This window comes from Alteromonas alvinellae (genome assembly GCF_902705805.1).
Genome location: NZ_CACSIH010000012.1, coordinates 57,868 through 79,515, shown reverse-complemented (window position 1 = coordinate 79,515; position 21,648 = coordinate 57,868). Strand labels below are relative to the sequence as shown.

The window sequence follows — 21,648 nt, the reverse complement described above, 5'->3', positions numbered from 1 at the left end:
CAAGCCTGGTTCAACAAATAAACAATTAACAGCAGCATATTTTTGTCTTCGTATTTGCGGAAGGTAATCTCAAGAAATTTCAAAGACTGCGCAAGGTTACACTTGCATCATTATAATCGTATGGAACGTTTTGCCATTGGGCGCTTTTTGCGTTTTTTGCATTAACACAGTCTGTCTCGGCAAGTTTGTTTGATTTGAGTATTAAGCTGGGAAAGCCTTGGGCACCGATTTTGCGTGACATAGTGATTTCATCATTTAACTTCTTTTCTGTGCTTTCACTATTGAGATCCAATTCGAATTGCTCGGCATCAAGCCCTATTTCTCTCGTAAACGCCACCAAGGTATCAAAGTCAGAAGGGTTTCTCGCATTTAGGTAGTAACCTTCCTGAATTGCCTTAATCATTGCCTTTTCTAGTATTTTTTCTTCATCACTATTTTTAGCTTGGGCTTTTGCGGCTAATACCGCGCGACAAGCAGGATAGGTTGAACGACGTGGCTGACATTGCGTCCAAAAGTCGTAGTTAAATTGTGTTCCAGGAACACGGTCTTGAATAGTTTGCCAATAGCCTGCAATAGTGAGTTTCATTTGTTCCGGCATAGGTAAATCACTATCCGGTGCGAGCCCGCCAAGCAAGTAGACAACCTCAATGTCGCTGGGTAACTCACGCTGTATTTGCTCCCAAGTAGGAACGAATGCCCAACACCAACTGCACATTGGATCATGAACATAATACAAAATACGTGTCTCACTCATCGTTATTTTCCCGTTTTAACTATTTTGCTCTCGTTTCTGCGACGTTAGCTTTCATCCCAGCGTAAATACTGCCGCTGTAATCGCATAGGCTTCGCCCAATGTACATGCTTTGCCGTATAATCCAAACATCGAATATATTACGCGTAGCGAAATCAACGCTATGAATAAGTTATGCGCTTAAAGAGGTAATTTTGACAACACCACTCGCTAGTGTATCTACCAAACAAGTCTTACAGTGGATTGGCTCACATTTACTTCGCTACAAAGCGCGCGTTGTAGGTGCTGTCATAGCACTTTTCACCGCCGCGATTGCTTGGCTTTTACTTGGGCAAGGCATTAAGTACGCTATCGACAGCGGCTTCATAGAGAACGCAGCGGATACGTTAAACAAAGCCACAGTATTAGTGCTAGCTATCACTATTGTGGCCTGTTTAGCGACATACGCGCGTTTTTATTTAATGACTTGGCTTGGCGAGCGCGTTAGCGCAGATATTCGAAACCAGGTATATGCCCACTTGCTGTCTCTTCCGCCTTCATTTTTTGCGGAGCTTAGAACTGGCGAAGTTATTTCACGATTTACCAGCGACACTACAATCATCCAAACCGTAGTGGGAATGAGTTTATCGATGACCCTTCGCTCGGTTGTGACCTTCGTTGGAGCACTGGCGCTTATGACGTTTTCGAGTCCCCTTCTTACCTTCTGCGTAATTGTTGCAGTACCCGCAGTGCTAGTTCCTATCAAGGTCTTGGCGCCTCAAGTACGCCGTTATGCCAAAGAAAGCCAAGACAAAGTAGCAGAGCTAGGCGCGCGAATCGATGAAAGTCTCCATGAAATCATGACTGTACAGGCCTATACCGCTGAAAATGCCGAACGACTGCATTTCTCTAAAAAGGTAGAGCTTGCCATGGATGTGGCTAAAAAGCGTATTCACTATCGCTCACTACTTATTGGCTGCATCATGTGCATCAGTATGACGGCCATCATCTTTATTGCTTGGGTAGGGGCAAGACAAGTATTAGACGGCACTATGACAGTGGGTGAACTTTCCGCTTTCCTTTTTTATGCCGTAATGGCTGGCGGCAGTGTGGCCACAATCAGCGAAGTCATTGGTGAAGTACAGCGAGGAGTTGGTGCAAGTGAGCGTTTGTACGAGCTATTTACCACTGAGCCTGCTATTCGGTCTTTGAATGGTGACACAGCTGAAGACTATGCTTCTTCAACATTCTCTGCATCAAAAGGAGCAAGTACTAAACCGATAATTTCCAAAGCGGCACCAAAAATAGAATTGGAAAATGTCAGCTTTGCTTACCCCAACAGCAAACCTTTGTTTGATAATTTAAACATTAACATTCAAGCAGGAGAACGTCTTGCTCTGGTAGGAGCAAGTGGCGCAGGCAAAACAACGCTATTTCAATTATTAATGCGCTTCTACGACCCAAGTGCCGGACAAATACTGTTTAATGGTGCGCCAATCAACAAAATGCCTGTAGACGTTCTGCGCCAACATATTGCGATAGTTACCCAAGAGCCCGTGGTATTTGCTGATACCGTGTTGGAAAACATTCGCTACGGCAGCCCACTTGCAAGTGACGACGCCGTGATAAATGCAGCGAAGCAGGCATTTGCCCACGAATTTATCGATAACCTAGATGAGCGCTACAACACACAATTAGGCGAACGAGGCGTAAAACTTTCTGGCGGTCAAAAACAACGTATTGCTATTGCTCGCGCTATTTTGGCTGACCGCCCAATTTTACTCCTCGATGAAGCAACCAGTGCGCTTGATGCGATGAGTGAGCGTATGGTTCAACAAGCCATAGATAGGCTTATGGTAGGAAAAACTAGCATTGTGATTGCTCACCGACTTGCGACGGTACAGCACGCCGATCGCATATTAGTTATGGATAAAGGTCACGTCGTAGGAAGCGGCGACCATGCGTCGTTAATGAAAAGCGATACCCTGTACAGGGAATACGCCGAACTGCAATTGCTTAGCTGAACCGCCTGTGGTGCTATACGGTACAAACAACGAGGTCGACCAATCGACTACAAAACATACGTTTTGGTAATACAAAAATAAAGGGCCAGCAGCTTTTTCTGCACAGGTTCCAATAACGCTACGGGTTTAAAATGAAAAATTCATTCTATGGTGCAATGAAGACATGGACAGGTCTTTGCGCTCTTTTTTTAATAATGGTGCCAACTGCCAACGCGCAGTTTATGGGAGACAGGCAAGCGAAGCTTGTTGTGACTAAGCCCATTGAATTTATGAACGAAACACGAAAAGTAGAAGCGGTAGGCAGTGCCGAAGCCGTGCGCTCTATCGTGTTATACCCTGCCGTTTCCGACGAAGTGACTGAAATTAACTTTGTCCCTGGACAAACAGTAGAAAAAGGAAAGGTACTTGTTCGCCTTGACGACAGACGACAGCAAACGGCGTTAAAACGCGCAAAACTCACTTTGGAAGATGCGCAGCGCACTGTAGAACGATTAGCTTCAAGCTACAAACAAGGCGCAGTACCGGTTAGCGAATTAGATTTAGCCCGCACTCAACGCGACCTTGCAGAAGTTGCTCTGGAAGAAGCTCAGGCAGATTTAGAAGACAGACACATTGTTGCACCGTTTGACGGTGTGGTGGGCATTACCGACGTTGAAGTAGGCGACCGAATAAACGAACAAACGGTGATCACCACCTTGGATAACAGAACTAAACTCTTTATCAACTTCAAAGCGCCTGAAGCTGCATTGCCTGTGTTACTGAACGCGCCAAATGTAACGCTGGAGCCATGGAGCGATAAAGAGCAAAAGGTAAAAGCCGAGATAGCGCAAATAGACTCTCGCATAAACGAAGCAGACCGTACGCTTCGTGCTCGCGCATTGTTAGATAACTCGTCTGATAAATTTCGTCCAGGTATGAGCTTTAGAGTAAATCTTAGTATTGATGGCGAACGCTATGCAGCCGTGCCTGAAGCTGCATTACTGTGGGGAGCAACAGGCGCCTATATATGGCTTGCTGAAGATGGAAAGGCTAAACGTGTAGATGTAAGCGTTCATCAACGCCTAAGAGGAACTATCTTAGTTTCAGGCGATATTAAAGAAGGCGACACTTTAATTTCGGAAGGTGTTCAGCGCTTACGCACTGGACAAGAAATTACCACCGAACTGGCCGGAGGACCAAAAGGTGAGTGATCCGAATCTTTCTTCTTCGATAAGCGATCTGCCCTCACTTTCTATACGACGCCCAGTTTTAATTGTCGTTTTAAATTTGCTTATTGCTATCGCAGGTCTTGCGGCGTTAAGCGGTCTCGAAGTGCGTGAACTTCCTGATGTTGACACGCCTCGCGTCACGGTAACAGCACAATTTCCAGGCGCGTCACCTGAAACTGTAGATGCCGAAGTAACAGGTCGCCTTGAAGGTGCCGTAGCGCGAGTTAGTGGTGTGAAAGACATTTACGCGCAAAGTGAAGAAAACTCAGCCCGTGTTCGCGTTGAGTTTCGCCCCGGTGTAAACTTAGAAGATGCCGCCAATGAAGTACGTGAATCAGTTAGCCGCGTACAACGCCAACTTCCCGACGACGTTGAACAAGTAGCGATTATCCGCGCAGACAGCGACGCCCAAGCGGTAGTTAGCCTTGCTATCTCTAGCGACACACTGGATATGGAAACCCTCACCGAGCGCGTTGATACCGATGTAGCGCCTCTATTTTTAAGTATTCCTGGCGTTGCCGATGTTACGTTAAATGGCGACAGAGAACGCGTATTGCGCGTGTCGGTTGACCCGTTGCGTTTAACCAGTTTCGGCTTATCAATGAGCGACATAGCAGAAGCACTCGCACTGGCCCCTTTTGATGTACCCGCAGGCAGTATACAGTCGGCTGAACAGGCGCTTATCGTACGCGCTGATGCAACATCAGTATCAGCAGAAGATGTGGGCAACATTGTGGTCAGCGGCGACATACGTGTTAATGACGTCGCCAGTGTTTATTTCGGTCCGGCCGACACCACTAGTGTAGTTCGCTTAGACGGCACGCCAGTGATAGGCGTTGGCGTTATTCGCCAAGCAAGCTCTAACACCATCGAGATTTCTGATGAAGTGCTAGCTATGGTCAAAGACCTGGATAAGCGTTTTGCCGACATGAATATCGTAGTGACAGCAGACGACGCAGAATTTATTCGTGATTCTGTCAAAGAAGTCGTGTTATCGCTTAGCCTTACTGTAGCGTTAGTAGTAGTAACATTACTGGTATTTATTGGTTCATGGCGCGCTACCATCGTTCCTGCACTATCTATCCCGGTATCATTGGCTGGCGCTCTGGCAATTATTTGGGGTATGGGCTTTTCAATTAATATTCTTACCCTACTTGCCCTCGTTCTTGCTACTGGCATGATAGTGGACGACGCTATTGTAGTGTCTGAAAATATTCAGCGACGCAGAAGTATGGGTTTAGGTGCTCGCGCTGCCGCCGTAGTCGGCACCCGGGAAGTGTTTTTCGCTGTAGTGGCAACCACAGCCGTACTCGCTTCCGTATTTATTCCTATCGCTTTCCTTCCATCAACTGCAGGCCGATTGTTTAGAGAGTTTGGTGGCGTGTTAGCTGGCGCTGTGGTGATCTCTTCTTTTGTTGCGCTGTCGCTAGTACCTGCACTTACGGCTCGACTCAAAGTAAAAGAAACAAAAGCTAACGGTTGGTTTAGTCAAACCTTTGGTCGCTTTGGCAATGCCTGCCTTCGCGTATATCAAGCGTCACTATTAAAAGCCCTTAAATACGGTTGGGTAGTCGGCATACTAAGTCTAGCCGCTGGCGGTGGTGCTTATATATTGTCACAAAATATCGATAACGAGCTTCTACCAAGTGAAGATAGAGGCACAATTCGTATATTTGCACGCGGCCCTGATGGCGCTGGTCTTAATTTTATGGATAGACAGGCTGAAAAAATGGAAGAGCTACTGCTACCTTATGTGGACAACGGCACCATTGACTCTATTTACACCGTGGTTGGATCATGGGACCCGAACATCGTATTTATCACTGCACCACTTAAACATTGGGATGAACGGGATAAATCACTGCAAGATGTCGTAAACGAAATACGTCCTAAACTACAGCAAATACCTGGTGCGCCTGGCAATGCCTTTGGAGGTAACAGTCTTAATTTGCGCGGCCAAGGTGGCGGTTTAGAGATTGCACTTACCGGCGATACCTACGAGAATATTTTTATAGCTGCACAAAGCTTCTCTCGTCAGCTTGAAGAAAACTTACCCGAATTGGGAAGGCCTAGAATTAGCTACGACCCAACACAACCTCAAATGCGCGTGAATATAGACAGACGTCGCGCAGAAGAGTTGGGGGTTCCGCTCAACGATATTGCCAGCACATTGCGCGCCGCCGTTAATGGCGATGATATTGCCGACTTAAACGTAGGCGATCAAGCTATTCCAATTATGCTGCAAACCAACAATCGCAGTACATTAGACCCATCCGACCTGACCAGCCTTTATGTAAAGAGTAGTGATGGAAACCTAGTACCGCTCTCAAGTGTGGCCTTTATTAGCGAAGAAGGTGTTGCAGCAGAATTAGAGCGTCAAGCACAGCGACGAGCGATAAAAGTGGAAATGGAATTACCAGAAGATGTGGCGCTTAGCGATGTAGTAGACAAAATTCGAAATCTAGCGCTTGAGACTCTGCCTGATGGCATTGGCCTGGTATTTTTAGGTGAAGCACAGACCTTCGAAGAAACGTCTAAGCAGGTTGCGCTCACCTATATTCTAGCGTTTGTCATTGTATTGCTAGTATTAGCAGCACAATTTGAAAGCGTAAACAGTGCAGTCGTGGTTATGCTTACCGTTCCGTTTGGTATTGCAGCCGCGGTCTATGCCCTGTTTTTAACCGGCACCAGCATCAATATTTATTCGCAAATTGGTTTGGTAATGTTGATAGGCCTTCTAGCTAAAAACGCTATCCTACTCATTGAATTTGCCGACCAGCTTCGCGATAAGGGTTATGATATTTACGATGCTATTGTCGAGGCCGGTAAGGTGCGTTTACGCCCTATTATGATGACGCTGGTCTCAACAATTTTAGGCGGCCTGCCACTCATTCTATCTACAGGTGCCGGAGCAGAAGCCCGTAATGCTATCGGCTGGGTGGTTTTTGGTGGTTTAGGTATAGCTGTAGTGTTTACTCTTTACCTCACGCCAGTGTTATATCTTGCACTTGCCCGCTTTACCAAGCCTCGTGCCGATGAAAGCGCTAAGCTTGAAAGGGAAATGGAAGAAGCCAATGCACAGCACTTGTGAGATTTAGCCGCTTAAATAGGCGCTATACCTATTTAAGCGGTATCTAAATGGCTACCGTGCGCTAGATTTGCTTTGAGAAATAGGAAAGACGCCTAAGCTACGTGTGTTGTAACAGCAAATGTTTCTACCCGCGTTACGGCTTGGGCGTTTTTTATAAGAACACGGCTGACGTTCAAGCTTTCAAACAGACAAAATTATAATACCAATCCGCATAGATAATTGCCCTAGTAGGTTTTACAGAACGCTTTGACTTTGGCTTTACCAGTAAAGGCCAGCAGTTGATCGACCATCCTATCAAAGTAAGGGTTGTAGGTTAGCCTTGCGTACACTCGGTCTTGCTCACTGTTTGCTAAATTTCCATCAGCGTTACCAGGCTTAAACCCCCACGGTCCGTACCACACTTCCTCTCCCGCTTTGCAGCGCGCTTCAGCGTCACTACCTTGCCCGTTATCACATATGCGGAAGTCACTCGCAGTACCATATAGCGGGTTCTTATCTGAAAAAAGTGTACTCATGTGAGAGGCTGCGCTAATCCGCTGTTCTGGGATCGTCATGGTTTGCATGATGAGTGTATTTTCAGGTACTTCGGGGTCATCCTCGCCCTGCCACAATAAACACTTGTGTGGATGAGTAAAATTGTCTCTAAACTGTTCAGCTATTATCGCAGTATCTACCACGCTGTCTTTTTCTGCCACCACCATAAGCACAGGTAGATTCAATGTTCGTTCTTCTTTTTCAGAGTGCGTAAACAAATCTTGAAGCACATTTACGCTTTCTTGATAAGCAGCGAAACCCGGCATTGCAGTGGAGTTATAGCGGCTAGGGTTATCTTCTTCTTCGACATTGGGCCAAGGAAATAATGAATCGATATAGGGCGCTAAACGAGACACGAAGAAGCGTGATTTAAAGGCTGGTGAAAAATGCATTAGCCCTTTTATATCAAGCTCTTCAGCCATTGAAAAGCTTGCTATTGTGGTCAAATTAGCACCCGTCGAAAAGCCCCCAATATAGAGGTTGTCTACTTCCTTAGAAAAAAGCCGTATGTGATGATTCGTTTCTGTCTGCCACTGCTGATAGCTAACATTTAGCATGTCTCCGGGTTTTGAGCCGTGGCCCGGCAACAAGATGGTTCTAACGTGAATACCTTCATTGCACATGGCGTTCGCAACATCACGAAAAAAGTAAGGTGAATCGCCTAACCCATGAACTAGCAATACACCAATATCGCGGAATTGCGTGCCGCATTCAAACGGCATATTCATGAATATTTCTTGTGTTTTATTGTTAGAAATAAACGTTCTATGTTCCTGCAGGTAACTTTCAACTTCATTTAAATAATTATCGAAAGGCTGCACTCCCACCGGAAAAGCCTGTGCACTAGCACTGAACTGCGAGCTGTGTGACGAATGACAACCGCTCAATAAGAACAGCGCGAGAGAAGCAGCACATGCGTGTGCTGCTTTAACAGTAAAATTTGGCATTGTTAACGTGTAGGCTTATGGAAATTAAAAGCAATTATTGCAGTGTATCTTTACCCGAAACTAATGCCTTGGCGAGTAGTTTATGGGTAAGTAATGATAGAAGCTCGGTTTCTTCCTCGCTTCGCTCGCCATCAACGCCTGTGATCGCCATCGCCACTTCTAGTGTTTTCTCAGCATCAAACGACAAGTCATGTTTTAAGCTGCGTAAAAACGTAATGGTATCACCAGTGTCGATGGCCTTTCGGGTTTGGTAAATAGTATCGTTAAGAAACGCTTCGCGGCAGATTGGGCTTTGCCAGTCTAAAGACTCGACCATTGCGTTCAGGTAGTCTTGTTCAGACAGCGTGACCATTCCATCGACTTGATAAAGTAAAACTGAAAGCTTGATAAGGGCTTGGTTAAAACTTTGTTGTTCTGATAATTGCATAACACTCTTCCTCTTCGTACTGTACGCGGCAGTACCACAACATGCTCTGCATCCTAGCAGTAGCGATAATTTTCAGTGTCTACATTGCGCTATTAAACATCGAAAACACTTTAGCCGCTGATTAACTGCCATAGGACCTGTAAACCTTTACTTTGGTTCCAAGGCTTAACAGGACCAACAATGTAGACTGCAGAATTGACAACAACATTACGCAGCGATGAAGCTTTTAGTTCACAATGTTAAATAAGTGTAAACACCTATTGCATTATAGGTGTTTTTTGACAGGTTCCAAGTGTCATACATCTCAAAATCTAGTGTGACTATGATGTAAACATGGGTTAAAAAAGGTAGTGACTTTTGTTTAGATTTGAACAACTAGCGTTGTAAGAACGTCTGGCACACCCTTTATAAACGTGGGCCAGACTTTACCTTGATAGTCGATGGGTAAAATTAAGAAATGACGTTAACGCAAACCCAGAGTGATATCATTTATATAGAAATTACCCGTATAGACTTTATCGTTATTACCATGGGATTCTAATGCAAAAAACTGCTTATCTTCATCGTTTAACGCTTGATACCCCCCGATCACCTGATAAATCCACACTTCAGGGTCAAAGTCTAACGCCTGTTCTTCAAAGTAATCCAGCGCCGTTTTAGGCTGACCGGAATCGATGACTTCACAGAAATACGCATCTACCGCTTGTTGCAATGGATCTTTCTCAAGCGACAAGGTCGATTGCTCAGTCACATCAATATCGACCGGTTTCGTGTCTTCGTGCTTAGTTTGACGTTTGTGTACGTGGGTTAACGACGCCACTATATTTTGGTAATCGGCTTCATGCTCAACGTTGTTCACGTCTGGGGCGGCGTTAGCAATAATCGTGTCCGATTGATTAAACAACACAGGTACGTTAGTCAGGTTGGCGTAGTTGCCAGGCGCAAAATCAGGCTGCTGCTCCATATGTAGCAAGAAACCTTTAAGCAAGCGTGTGCGACCTTGGAATTCTCTGAATCGCCCCAACAAGTCTAATAAGCGCGCTTGTACTACCGATAGCTCCTGTGCGGCCTTGGCAAAGCGCTGCTGTAGCGACACCACCAGCAAGTGACGAAGTTCACGGTTAGAACCTGCCAGCTCACTTAACTCATCGAAGCGGAAACACTCAAGCTGGGCAAGTAAGTCGGTTACCTGTCCTTGCGCTAACTCGTTTTCGCGAATTTTAGCTTCAACCGAAGACACATAGCCAAACTCATTGTTTATGCGGCCAAACATGACACGCACGCTATTACTCAATGATTCTGAAAGTTGATAGACATGCTCGGTCAAATCGCCCATGTGGGCTGCCGCTTCATTGTACTTGTTGTAGTGAAGGGCTTCTTTATAGTGCTCGGTTAGGGTTTTAAGGCTTGCCAGCGACGCACCAATATTAGCGTTGATAGTCCGGTTGCGCTCGTCTTGTAAACTACCTTCTAAAAGGGTTCTTACGGCGCTTTTTAAGCGCAGTTCGCTTTGCGCTTCCGGGCGCCACAACACGCCTAGTTGAACAAGCTGCTCTAATACCTTTGGGCTGTGATCGCGCTCTTTTACTGAACCATTAATGTACGCCTGCATGATAAGGTCGCTGTGGCGACCCAATGCGTTTAATAGTTTAATCCCTGCCTGAATTAACACCTGGCTCATATCAAGCTACCTTGCGAAATAGCGGCCTCCGCCTGCTCAGATAGGCTCAGCGCTTCAGTTTCATCAATAAAACGTAGCATTTCGTAAAGGTGTTCAATTTTGCCAGTGCCCAAATAAATCTGTTTATCTGGGTTTGGCTTAATCAGATAACCCATTTCGGTTAAGCGTTTAAACACCTGCTTTAGCTGACCATCCAAATTCACACTGGTAGAACCAAACATGCGATAGCGCGATATTTTCTCTAACTGCTCAGCATAGGCGGGGGTGTCTTCAATGGTAGTTTGCAGCTCGTTTAGTCGAATAGCGCTACCCATGGTAATGGGCATATCAGATTCATTGGCTTGCTGAACCAGCAGCAACCACTCTACCAGAGGCACTAGGTTAGATGCTGTATCTTGGAACTGCTGTGTAAGCACTTTGCGCTCGTTCTCACCAATGGTGAGGAAGCTGGCAAAGAATACGTCACCCTCAGCGGTGGTCGATAATGTACGATTTAATAACGCTAAATGAGGTTCTAACTGCGCAGCGTTGTCTCTTGATTTAAGAAAACGCCATGCCTCTTCATCGGTCACCTGACAAATAAACGCGCCTTGTAGAAGTGCACTTAGTACACGGCCTTGTTCTGTCATCATGCTGATGCCTCCTCACCTGCTACTTCACCGTTCTTTTCTGCTTCTTTTTTCTGTTTAATGCGCGCCCCTATAGCGCTTGCTTTTGGCTGAACCACCTGCAGTTGACGGGTTACCTTATCTATCAAGTAGCGGTTTTCAAACAATGTCAGTACTTCCGATTCTGGGTTAGGGAATGCGCCGACTACACTAATGTTATTGTTTTGACACGCTTCAAAGATTTTCTTCACGTTGTTTTGGTGAAGTGTACCTAGTTCATCGATAGGCCAATGCACTGTGGCGTCAGCATCGCCGCGCAGAAGACGGGTGAAAGCGAGTAAGAATTTACACAAAATTAGGTAGGCCATACCGTGGCTTGATGACTCGTTAAGCTGACGGTCGGTACGAATAACAAGGTCACTTTTACCCTCACGTAGGTGTAGCTCGATATCAAGTAGCTTGCTAATGCCGCCCGTAAGCGCTGCACGGCCAAGAATATCAAGAACCCGACGCATACTTTGACCGTATTCTTCTTCCGGTAACTCGTTAGCCCCCTCTTCCATCCAGTGTTCATAGAGCTTTCTGAATTGCTCAAGTTCAGGCCAGAATTCAAGTTCACTAATACGTGAGCGAATTTTAACAGCCGAGTCTGATACACCATCAAGAGAAAGGTCGCCGTCGACCTCTTGGGTAATACGGCGGCTTTGCGACACAATGCGTTTGTCGATATCGGCAAGTACAAAGTAGTATTGCGAAAGATCGGCACCAAAGATACGGCCTTGCTCACGCAAGCCCTGTAGCTTCTGCGGGACAATCACGTTTAGAAGCTGTGCCAAGTGCGACACCATACGGCGGTGATCAAAGCTCTTCACGCCGTGGGCGTTCAGCGTTGCGCACTCTTCACGGGCGCGCTCCCACGTATCCGACAAACCTGTGCCCGCTTGCGCGGCAATAAGCTGATCGAATCTTTCTACATAGGCGCGAATATCGCTTAGTAAGTTTTCGCGCTCTTGAAGCTGGCTTTGCACTTCTGAGATACGCTGACCAATACTTACATCGTCATGCTTAATTTCAGCCGTTTCATCACCCGCTTGAAGCGTAAGCTTGGCAAGAGATTTACTTAAGGTTTTAACCTGTTCCAAGTGCTCACTGGCAGTTTTAAGCGTAGTTTCAAGCTGCCCATGCTGCTCTTGAAGCTGTTCGCGATTAGCTTTATAGGTGGCTTGTTTGCTAGCTAAATTACGCTCGGACTCACCCAATAACTTACGCGACTTAGATAGCCCTTCCTGCCATACCACTTTTTGCTTGGTAAACACGTTAGTGTACCAACGTTCGTAGTCGGCCACTTTATGACGATGGGTTTCAGTGCGAGTAATGTCTTCTTTAAGCTTATTGATTTGCTTTTTAAGCTGACCTATTTCATCAACATCCACGCCGCGATTACTTAATTCGCTTTCCAGCCAGCTCTGCATATCTTTGCGGTCTTGTGCAGCGTTGTCTTTCGCCTTACGCATGTCGCTATCAAGCTGAGATATACGTGCTTCACTATCAGCGATAAGCTGCTGCCAATGGAATTTGTGTTCGGTTTCCGCTTCGCGCTGCTGATCTTTGATTTCGTCACGACTTAGCTCAAACTGCGCCTTCGCTTGCTTTTGCGACTGCTGATTCGCTTCAAGCTTAGTTTTGGCTTTTTGCTTACGTGCAGAAAGCGCCTGCTGATATTCACTAAGTACCGTATCGCGGTCTTGCTGTGCACGTTTACGGCTGGCTTCGGCACTTTTAACAGCGTTGTCTTTTTGGGTAACCACAAGCTCGGCGTTGCGCACATCTTCGTTCGCTTTCGCGAGGCGCTGTTCACATTCGTTCTGCGCGGCAAGGGCAGCGGCTTGACGAATTTCAGCTTCTTGCAGCTGCTGTTTAAGGGCTTGTTCGGTAAAGGCATAGTCTGGGGTATCAAGTTCAGTAAGTGCTAACTTAACGCCCATAAAGGTATCGCTGTCGCCTTGTGCATTCTTTGCCATAGCAGGTGCTAAATCAGTACGCTCTAGTAGCTCAGGGCGAACAACTTTACCTAAGGATAGCTCCCAGTCATCGACATTGGCGCGCAAGAACTCAAGTAGCGAGCCTTCGCCAGGGTAAAGAAGCGCATTAATTTTGTTAACCGCTTTTTCTTCTTGTTGAAAGGCGTTGCGCGCTTTATCTAACGCATTAGAACACTCTTTGCGAAACTCAACTGATTTGCTGTGCGCCTGCTGCGCTTGTCGCAGCTCACCGCGCGCTGCATCTTCATTAATCGATGCTTCTTTGATGGCCGCATCAAGAATATCTAGCTGAGATTGTTCAAACTCGTTGTAGCCTGCATTACTTAGTGAAGCTTTTAGTTCAGCTTCAGCTACCTTTAACTCATTCAAACTATTTTGGTAATCGTTCTGAAGCGCGCTTAGCTGGCTATTGTAGTCGCTCTGAATGCGACTTAATGCTTCACGCTCGCTCTGCTGCTGCTCAGCTTTATTCTCTGCGGCTTCTTGGCGTGCGGCTGACATTTCTTCTAGGGTAATTGACAGCTTTTCACCTAGCTCAGCCAAGCGCTTGTTGTAGGCTGACTCAATATCTTGGTGTTTTTCAGTAAGCAATACATAGCGACTATCGGCCATGGCTTTTTCATTTTGCCACTGCGACAAATTTGCCACGTCTTCTTTAAGCTGCTCAATATTGTCGTCTTGCCACTTATCGAATTCACGCTCTACCGTATCAAGTTCACTGGTGAACTTCTCAACATCGGCGCGAGCAGATGAAATCACCTGATTTAGGTGATCACGGGTATCACCCCACTCGCTGTCCGTTTGTTTGCGCTGGAAGCTATTCTCATCCAGTTCATTCTTTGTTGTTTCAACGCGCGCAGCCAAGTAGGTCTTATCAAGCTCGAAGCTATGCTTAAGGTTAGCAAGCACTTGCTCTGTTGTGGTTAGCGCCATGTCAGCTTGTTCGAGTTTAGAAAACTCAGGGCGAATTTTGTCGAATTGTTTAATTAAATGACACTCTTTAATCCAGTCATCGACGCGGTGCCGGCTTAGGCCTGAAGTAGGTGGCGTAACGCCATCCTCTTCTAAAATGGCGGCAATCATGGCCTTGATAGTTTCCATCTTGCCTTCTTTAGAGTGAACCGCTTTAGCCAGTTTTTCGATGTGGCGCATGTGTTTCGACGGTTCGCAAAGGCTAAAGATTTTAGCGTAGCCTAATAACTCACGGGCATTGTTACTCTGGTTAAGCACACCGTGATCGTTTTGGATGATTGCGCGGAAGTCTTTCGTATTAAGTAAGCTCGTAACCAATATGTTGTTACGCTTCATAGCACGTGCAAGCTCGGCGCTGCTTACACTGGCGTGTTTGCCGTTCTTTTGCTCTATTAAATAGTCACTGATTTCAAATGGCTTGCCGATTAAACGGTAATTTACGCCCGTACCATTTGAGCTTAACACTGCTTGGCACAGGTCACCTTCGGCACGCGTGTATTCATAAATAATAAAGCTAGACAAACGAGGCAAATACCAGCGTTCAAAGCTGTCACGGGTTGCCGGTACCACGCGACTTGGGTACTCGCCGTAAAACACGGGAATAAGTCGTTGAAGCGTGGTTTTACCCGACGCATTGGTACCACAAATATTGGTGTGTCCATCAAGCTTTAGCTCGACTACGCCTGGTAAATGCGTGTCGATAAGAATAATACGTTTTAAGCCTGCCATAGTGTTCCTGTATCAATAACTCTGCCGCGTGAACGCTCACACAGCACAAAACTGTACCTGCTTTGATAGGGTAAAAGTTGCCTACCTGAAAGAAAGCGAGCACATGCGCACGATGTAGCCCGTCAGTGTATTATGAATTCACGAATTTGCACAGATGCGCGGCGATTTGTTGGTTACAAAGCATGCTATTGTTTGAAAGTTAAGTTAGCAAAGCATTTAAATATGCCGATAACGCTACTTAAAAATAAAGCGGCACGTACTGATTAGGTACGTGCCGCTTTAGCGAAAGCATAAAGCTTTCATTGAACAGCTAAGAAGTGAACTGTTTCTATAAGGCTGTCTATCAGCTGTTTTACTTCACTGACAATACATTTACCGACTCAGGCGCGGGATACATCATGCTGAAAGTCGGCGCAATGTCACCCGAGGCTGCATTTAGAATATTGTCAAAGCGCAGGATCATGCCATTTGATTTTTCAGCAACATATACATGGCCATTGCTGAGCATCAAGTCTACCGGATTACCCAACATTGAGTTCGGTCCTGCAATATTAACCGATACATCAGTTATGCCATCGGCACTGCCTGCGCCAGGGATCACGTACAATTTACCGTCAGTAGCATCCGCTGCGCTGCCTACATCGGAAATGACCAAGCTATCGCTTTGGCTATCATAGTCTATGCCATGGATGTTGGTCGGCGCGGCAAATGCTGTCCCACCACTTGCAGGAACAATCAGCCTGTCTTCACCCGTAATTACGGTTTCACCGCTTTCCATTTTGCGCATCACTTCTTCAAACACGGCAACCGAACCGTTAGTTAACGCCAGATAGGCGCTATCAGTCGATGGGTCGTAATCCACATCCCAAGGGCGCGCCCCGTTGGACGCTTCAAGTGTTAATAGAGGCGCAACATTGCCTGACGCACAAGGCGAAAATACGCGAACGGCAGGAGTAGTTTCGTTGACATCAGCTACAAATACCACACCTGCTTCTGAGGCAATATCTAACCCTTTAGGTGCAATCAGTCCGGTAGCGCTACCCATAATCATGTGGTCGTAGCTATCGCTGTACGTCATTCCATCGCGCATAGTTTTCAAGCGGTTGATTACTAGTAAGCCACCTGTTGAGCTATCCACATCATCAAAGGTGATGACACCATCACCACTAGCCGTGAAAGCGGCACTCTCAATGCTCATACCAGCCTCAAAGGTGCTTAGCTCGCTGGAAAGTACTGCGCTGTATTGCGCTACTTGCCCCGTGGTTGCACCTTCGCTTGCAGGGTTACTTGATACCGAAAGGCCCATAATAGGCATGGTAGTTATCCCGTCGTCAGAGGCGTCCTTCATTTCATCTAGTTCTTTAAATTCAGCCAAAGACTCTGGTTTCACCGAAGGTGTAGATAACGTCGGGGCAATGTCACCACTAGCACCGTTGAATATGTTAGAGAAGACCAAAATGGCGTCGTTTGATTTTTCCGCCACGCGAAGGTCAGAGCCCGTAAGAATAATATCTACAGGATTACCGAGCTGCGTCGATGCTCCACCGATAACTCTTGTTGGAACGACAGCTCCGTCAGCCGTAGAGACATTTTCTAAAACAAAAATTTGACCATCATCGGCAATTGCAGCATCGCCAACGTCTGACAACACCATGCGGTTAGACATAGGCTCATATACAATACCATGAAGGTTTACTGATATTTGATTTCCGTCTGCATCAGAAGGTACCACCGAGCGCATTACTGTGGGCGCAAAACCCGAACCAGCTACATTGTCATATACCGCTAGCGTACCATCGGTTAGAGCCACAAATAATCTATCGTTCTGTTCATCGTATGCTAGGTCCCATGGTTTTGCAGAAACCATAATCTCAGCAACAGGCGCAACGTCTCCCGACGCTTGCCCACCGAAAACGCTTACCTTTTGACCGTTAAAATCAGCTACCATTACCAACCCAGCGTCTTCAGCAAACGCGATACCTTTAGGGTTAACCAGGCCTGTTGCTGTACCGGTGATTTCGTTACCCGTATTCATCATATAGTTAGTTTGGACATCGAAATTGCACAATGTCCTCAATAAAGGTAAATCACTGTCACCTGCTTGCACCAAGGCTCCGCTTTCAGTGAAAACAATGCCTTCATTAGCGCCTGTGCTTACCGTGCTGAGTGCATTGGCATTTTGATCTACCACAGTTACCGTGTTGCGATTAGCATCGCCATTATTCGCAACCAAAAACGTACCAGCAGCAAAGCCAGGCGCACCGTCTTGCCCTGGAGCTCCATCTTGGCCTGGTGCGCCATCGATACCATCTGCGCCATTCAAACCGTCGCTCCCGTCATCACCATCACAGGCGCTTAAGGCCAAAACCATAGCTGAAGCTAATAGTGAAAGTTTTAATTTTTGTTGTGATGTTTTATTGAATTCCATCTTCATCTCCGTACTTGTTGTTTAGTGAAGAGACGCTGCCAACCGCGCAATGCGATAAGTACTGCTCACGTCCTACTCAATAAGCCAAACGGGCGACGATTGATATTAGATGCAAAAAAATAAAAAAACCTCAATGCATTGCTGCGATTGAGGTTTTTTAGCGTTATGAAATTATGCGATAGCCTTAACGTGGAGGGAAGCCACCGCCTCCGCCAAATCCGCCTGGACCGCCGAATCCACCCGGGCCGCCTGGACCACCTGGGCCTCCAAAACCGCCACCCGGAGGCATCATGCCTTTCATCTGGCGCATCATCTTCTTCATGCCGCCGCCAGACATCTTTTTCATCATTTTCTGCATTTGCGTAAACTGTTTAAGCAAACGGTTTACGTCTTGAATTTGCGTACCTGAGCCTGCTGCAATACGGCGCTTACGCGACCCTTTAATCATATCTGGGCGCGCACGTTCAGCCGGTGTCATTGAGTTAATAATGGCTTCCATTTGGTTGAACTGCTTGTCATTTGCCTGATCTTTAATTTTGTCAGACATACCGCCCATGCCAGGAAGCTTATCAAGCATTCCCATCATGCCGCCCATGTTCTTCATTTGCTCAAGCTGATCTTTAAAGTCTTGCAGGTCGAAGCCTTTTCCTTTCTGTACCTTCTTGGCCAGCTTTTCCGCTTTCGACTTATCGACTTTACGCTCAACCTCTTCGATAAGGCTAAGTACGTCGCCCATGCCCAAGATACGAGACGCAATACGCTCAGGGTGGAAAGGCTCAAGTGCATCAACCTTTTCGCCCATACCGATAAACTTGATAGGTTTACCCGTGATGTGACGAACCGACAGTGCAGCACCACCTCGTGCATCACCATCTGCTTTGGTCAGTATTACACCGGTTAGCGGTAGCGCGTCGTTAAACGCCTTTGCCGTATTCGCAGCATCCTGACCGGTCATGGCATCAACCACGAACAGAGTTTCAATTGGCTTAACAGCAGCGTGAAGCTCTTTAATTTCGTCCATCATGTCGCTGTCGACATGCAAACGACCTGCTGTATCCACTAGTAGTACATCGAAGAAATTCTTCTTCGCTTCAACAATGGCATCGTTAACGATATCAATGGGCTTTTGTAAAATCGTTGACGGGTGAAAAGCTACATTCACTTCACCGGCAAGGGTTTCAAGCTGCTTGATAGCGGCCGGACGATAAACGTCGGCACTCACTACCATCACTTTCTTTTTCTCGCGCTCAGTTAGGTATTTCGCAAGTTTACCTACAGACGTAGTTTTACCCGCACCCTGTACGCCCGCCATAAGCACAACAGCCGGAGGTTGAGTTGCGAGGTTAAGCTTTTCGTTCGCCTCCCCCATCACCGACTCTAGTTCAGACTGAACGATTTTAATAAATACTTGGCCAGGCTTGAGGCTTTTGGTTACTTCGGTACCAACTGCACGTTCTTTTACCTGTGCAACAAACGCTTTTACTACGGGTAGCGCAACGTCGGCTTCAAGTAGCGCCATACGCACTTCGCGTAGCGTTTCTTTAATATTGTCTTCAGTAAGACGCCCTTTACCGCTGACATTTCGTAAGGTCTGGCCTAAGCGTTCTGATAAATTCTCAAACATAGTATGAAACTTCTTTTTATTTCAGACGTAATGCCCGCATTGTAACGTAAAAGCGAACGGTAACGTACCCACAATTGCGGTTAAATTTTTAAACTTTTGCGTTAAGGGTTGTCGAAATTTGATGTACGAATTTCGAAGTCGATATGGAGTAAAAATTGTCCTTCCATGATCCTATATCCACACTAAAAGTGGGTGTGAAACAAACAAAATCAAGGAGATGGTTGAATTTACTTGCAAGTTGCAGTATCAATACCGACTCAGTCGGTGAAGACGTCACCTACCTATTACAGGACGCATCATGAACACCCTTTTCGCCATTTCTGCTGCTTTACTCTACGCATTAGCTGCGGCAGTACTTATTGGCAAATTCGTACACCAAGACGGCCCGAATAAGCGATTAGGGCTATCCATCGCTAGTGTTGGGGCAATTGCACATATCGCTTTTCTCACCAAGGTTATTATTGTCGCGCCTGGGCAAGACATGAGTGTAACCAACGTGCTTTCATTAGTGTCGTGGATAATCACCGTTTCCATGCTTATATTTGCCCGCGCCATTCCTAATCTTATTTTACTTCCTGTTGTATTCGGCTTTGCAAGTCTTACGGTACTCGCCTCACAGTTTATTCCCGTGTCGTACATCATGCACATAGAGCTGCAGCCGGGCTTAGTTATCCATATTAGCTTGTCATTGTTTGCTTACTGCACTTTGGTCATTGCATTCTTATACGCACTGCAAATGTCCTACATTACCTACCGGTTAAAGCAAAAAGGTGCTGCGTTACTACATTCATCACTACCGCCTTTAATGCTTGTAGAAAACATTTTGTTCAAGCTGTTGCTTGCGGGAACTTGTTTACTAACCGTCTCACTAATTAGCGGGTTTGTTTTCTTAGAAGATATGTTTAATAAAACCTATGCGCACAAAACAGTACTTTCCGCTGCAGCGCTTGTGGTATTTCTTATCCTTCTTATAGGCCAAAAGCTTCGAGGGTGGCGCGGGCGACAAGTTATTGTGATGACAATCTTGGGGGTGACGCTACTGTCCCTTGCCTATTTTGGCAGCAAACTAGTTCGCGAATTTCTTCTTTAAGACTCCCTGTATATATTGCTGAGCTCGCTGCCGGGGGTTGCTTTATACGCGGCTCGGCGGCGCTTGTCACTTTTCGGTGTTATCTAGTTAATTAGGGGCATATCGACAATTTAGGGGCATATCGACAATTTCCCCTTGAAACTCGGACCTCAAATCAATACATTTGAAGCCTAAGTTAAGACAGGAACCCATTAATTGGACGACATATCAACGAGTACGCTGTTTATCGCGCTCGGCGTACTCATATTACTATCTGCGTATTTCTCTAGTTCAGAAACTGGCATGATGTCGATTAATCGTTATCGACTCAAGCATTTGCAAGGAGAAGGCAACCGCTCAGCTATACGTGTTGCTAAACTTCTAGAACGACCTGATCGCCTTATCGGCCTTATTCTCATCGGAAACAACTTAGTTAATATTGCAGCATCCTCGCTTGCAACCATACTTTGTATTCGTTTATTCGGTGACTATTGGGGGCTGTTTGCTGCTACCTTTGGCTTAACGCTGGTCCTACTTATTTTTGCAGAAGTAACGCCGAAAACACTAGCTGCGCTGTATCCAGAAAAAGTGGCATTTCCGAGCTCCATTATTCTGCTTCCACTGCTTACCTTGCTGTACCCTTTTGTGGCAGCAATTAACGGTATCACAAACGGCATTCTAGCTTTGCTAAGAATTAGTCCTGCAAGTGGAAGTGACGACTCGTTAAGTCGAGAAGAGTTAAGAACCGTGGTTTTTGAAGCTGGTGCCATGATCCCTAAGCGACACCAAGATATGTTGGTGAGTATTTTGGACTTAGAAAGCGTAACGGCCGAAGATATCATGGTGCCACGTGCTGAAATTTTTGCTATCGACATTAACGACGATTGGAAGAAAATTCAAAAAGCCTTAACCCATGCTCAACATACCCGTGTTTTATTATACCGAGACAGTGTCGACGATGCGGTAGGCTTTGTGCATGTGCGTGACGCCCTGCGCCTACTATCAAAAGACCAGTTTACTAAATCAAGCTTGCTTCGCGCTGTTCGTGAGATTTACTACACGCCTGAATCTACCCCACTGCACACGCTGATGTATAAGTTTCAAGCGGAAAAAGAGCGCATTGCTTTGGTCGTTGATGAGTATGGCGACATTATGGGTCTAGTCACTCTTGAAGATATTCTTGAAGAGATTATCGGTGACTTTACCACCAGTATGGTTCCAGACCACAGTAAAGAAGCACACGTACAACAGGATGGTTCAGTATTGGTTGATGGTAGTGCCAACGTCCGAGAATTGAACAGAGAAATGGATTGGAACCTGCCTACGGAAGGCCCTAAAACCCTTAATGGTTTATTACTTGAGTATCTTGAAGATATTCCTGAGAACAAAGTAAGTGTGCGTTTGGCGGGTTATCCGTTAGAAATTGTAGACATTTCAGAAAGCATGATAAAAACCGTCAGAATCATGCCGGAATACTATGTTGCACCTAAAGAGTCGAATAATGACCACTAAGCGTTTTGGTGGTTAACCTGCC

The 21,648-nt window shown here is 46.1% G+C and carries 13 protein-coding genes; 5 read left to right on the top strand and 8 right to left on the bottom strand.

Translation table 11 applies throughout. From position 1 onward, the window contains the following. Window positions 1-79: 79 nt before the first annotated feature. Window positions 80-754 carry a DsbA family protein gene (locus ACX5KA_RS00945; RefSeq protein WP_458730234.1) on the bottom strand — a complete coding sequence of 225 codons (675 nt, stop codon included), beginning with the start codon at window positions 752-754 and terminating at the stop codon, window positions 80-82. Window positions 755-945: 191 nt separating this feature from the next. Between ACX5KA_RS00945 and ACX5KA_RS00940 the strand changes: the two genes are divergently transcribed. The 3 genes from ACX5KA_RS00940 (at window position 946) to ACX5KA_RS00930 (ending at window position 7,053) form a co-directional block, all read left to right on the top strand. Then, window positions 946-2,754, top strand: a complete 1,809-nt coding sequence (locus ACX5KA_RS00940; RefSeq protein ID WP_039216750.1) for an ABC transporter transmembrane domain-containing protein — start codon at window positions 946-948, stop codon at window positions 2,752-2,754. A 131-nt stretch (window positions 2,755-2,885) separates the two neighbouring features. Continuing rightward, on the top strand, window positions 2,886-3,944 hold the full coding sequence (locus ACX5KA_RS00935; RefSeq protein ID WP_458730233.1) for an efflux RND transporter periplasmic adaptor subunit: 1,059 nt from the start codon (window positions 2,886-2,888) through the stop codon (window positions 3,942-3,944). Then, entirely contained in the window at window positions 3,937-7,053 is a 3,117-nt protein-coding gene (locus ACX5KA_RS00930; protein WP_039216748.1) for an efflux RND transporter permease subunit, read from the top strand. The genes ACX5KA_RS00935 and ACX5KA_RS00930 overlap by 8 nt, the downstream gene beginning before the upstream one ends. A gap of 224 nt (window positions 7,054-7,277) precedes the next feature. On the opposite strand, the gene ACX5KA_RS00925 is transcribed toward ACX5KA_RS00930, so the two are convergent. The 7 genes from ACX5KA_RS00925 to ffh all read right to left on the bottom strand — a co-directional run bounded on the left by ACX5KA_RS00925 (window position 7,278) and on the right by ffh (window position 19,045). Further along, the gene (locus ACX5KA_RS00925; protein ID WP_240485714.1) at window positions 7,278-8,315 is read right to left on the bottom strand and encodes an alpha/beta hydrolase; all 1,038 of its coding nucleotides are present in this window, start codon (window positions 8,313-8,315) and stop codon (window positions 7,278-7,280) included. 253 nt (window positions 8,316-8,568) lie between these two features. Beyond that, entirely contained in the window at window positions 8,569-8,961 is a 393-nt protein-coding gene (locus ACX5KA_RS00920; RefSeq protein WP_458730232.1) for a TerB family tellurite resistance protein, read from the bottom strand. A gap of 463 nt (window positions 8,962-9,424) precedes the next feature. Further along, window positions 9,425-10,642 (bottom strand): phosphoenolpyruvate carboxylase, encoded by a 1,218-nt coding sequence (locus ACX5KA_RS00915; protein ID WP_458730231.1) that lies wholly within the window; start codon window positions 10,640-10,642, stop codon window positions 9,425-9,427. Next, on the bottom strand, window positions 10,639-11,274 hold the full coding sequence (locus ACX5KA_RS00910) for a condensin complex protein MksE (RefSeq protein ID WP_014978725.1): 636 nt from the start codon (window positions 11,272-11,274) through the stop codon (window positions 10,639-10,641). The genes ACX5KA_RS00915 and ACX5KA_RS00910 overlap by 4 nt, the downstream gene beginning before the upstream one ends. Next, the gene (locus tag ACX5KA_RS00905; protein ID WP_458730230.1) at window positions 11,271-14,993 is read right to left on the bottom strand and encodes an ATP-binding protein; all 3,723 of its coding nucleotides are present in this window, start codon (window positions 14,991-14,993) and stop codon (window positions 11,271-11,273) included. Before ACX5KA_RS00905 ends, ACX5KA_RS00910 begins: the two co-directional genes overlap by 4 nt. Window positions 14,994-15,345: 352 nt before the next feature. Continuing rightward, window positions 15,346-17,421 (bottom strand): YncE family protein, encoded by a 2,076-nt coding sequence (locus ACX5KA_RS00900; RefSeq protein WP_458730229.1) that lies wholly within the window; start codon window positions 17,419-17,421, stop codon window positions 15,346-15,348. Between the two features lie 184 nt (window positions 17,422-17,605). Continuing rightward, entirely contained in the window at window positions 17,606-19,045 is a 1,440-nt protein-coding gene (gene ffh, locus ACX5KA_RS00895) for a signal recognition particle protein (RefSeq protein WP_458730228.1), read from the bottom strand. 298 nt (window positions 19,046-19,343) lie between these two features. Here ffh and ACX5KA_RS00890 point away from each other — a divergent pair, with 298 nt between their 5' ends. Together ACX5KA_RS00890 and ACX5KA_RS00885 are read left to right on the top strand one after the other, a co-directional pair. Continuing rightward, the gene (locus ACX5KA_RS00890) at window positions 19,344-20,135 is read left to right on the top strand and encodes a cytochrome C assembly family protein (RefSeq protein WP_458730227.1); all 792 of its coding nucleotides are present in this window, start codon (window positions 19,344-19,346) and stop codon (window positions 20,133-20,135) included. Between the two features lie 195 nt (window positions 20,136-20,330). Next, complete coding sequence (locus ACX5KA_RS00885; RefSeq protein ID WP_014948817.1) at window positions 20,331-21,626, top strand: HlyC/CorC family transporter; 1,296 nt, start codon at window positions 20,331-20,333, stop codon at window positions 21,624-21,626. Window positions 21,627-21,648: the final 22 nt, after the last annotated feature.

Excerpts from the sequence above, each read along its gene's own strand:
- ACX5KA_RS00920 (WP_458730232.1), bottom strand. The coding sequence starts at position 8,961 with ATGCAATTATCAGAACAACAAAGTTTTAACCAAGCCCTTATCAAGCTT.
- ACX5KA_RS00890 (WP_458730227.1), top strand. The coding sequence starts at position 19,344 with ATGAACACCCTTTTCGCCATTTCTGCTGCTTTACTCTACGCATTAGCT.
- ACX5KA_RS00910 (WP_014978725.1), bottom strand. The coding sequence starts at position 11,274 with ATGATGACAGAACAAGGCCGTGTACTAAGTGCACTTCTACAAGGCGCG.
- ACX5KA_RS00935 (WP_458730233.1), top strand. The coding sequence starts at position 2,886 with ATGAAAAATTCATTCTATGGTGCAATGAAGACATGGACAGGTCTTTGC.
- ACX5KA_RS00900 (WP_458730229.1), bottom strand. The coding sequence starts at position 17,421 with ATGGAATTCAATAAAACATCACAACAAAAATTAAAACTTTCACTATTA.
- ACX5KA_RS00925 (WP_240485714.1), bottom strand. The coding sequence starts at position 8,315 with ATGAATATGCCGTTTGAATGCGGCACGCAATTCCGCGATATTGGTGTA.
- ffh (WP_458730228.1), bottom strand. The coding sequence starts at position 19,045 with ATGTTTGAGAATTTATCAGAACGCTTAGGCCAGACCTTACGAAATGTC.
- ACX5KA_RS00905 (WP_458730230.1), bottom strand. The coding sequence starts at position 14,993 with ATGGCAGGCTTAAAACGTATTATTCTTATCGACACGCATTTACCAGGC.
- ACX5KA_RS00915 (WP_458730231.1), bottom strand. The coding sequence starts at position 10,642 with ATGAGCCAGGTGTTAATTCAGGCAGGGATTAAACTATTAAACGCATTG.
- ACX5KA_RS00945 (WP_458730234.1), bottom strand. The coding sequence starts at position 754 with ATGAGTGAGACACGTATTTTGTATTATGTTCATGATCCAATGTGCAGT.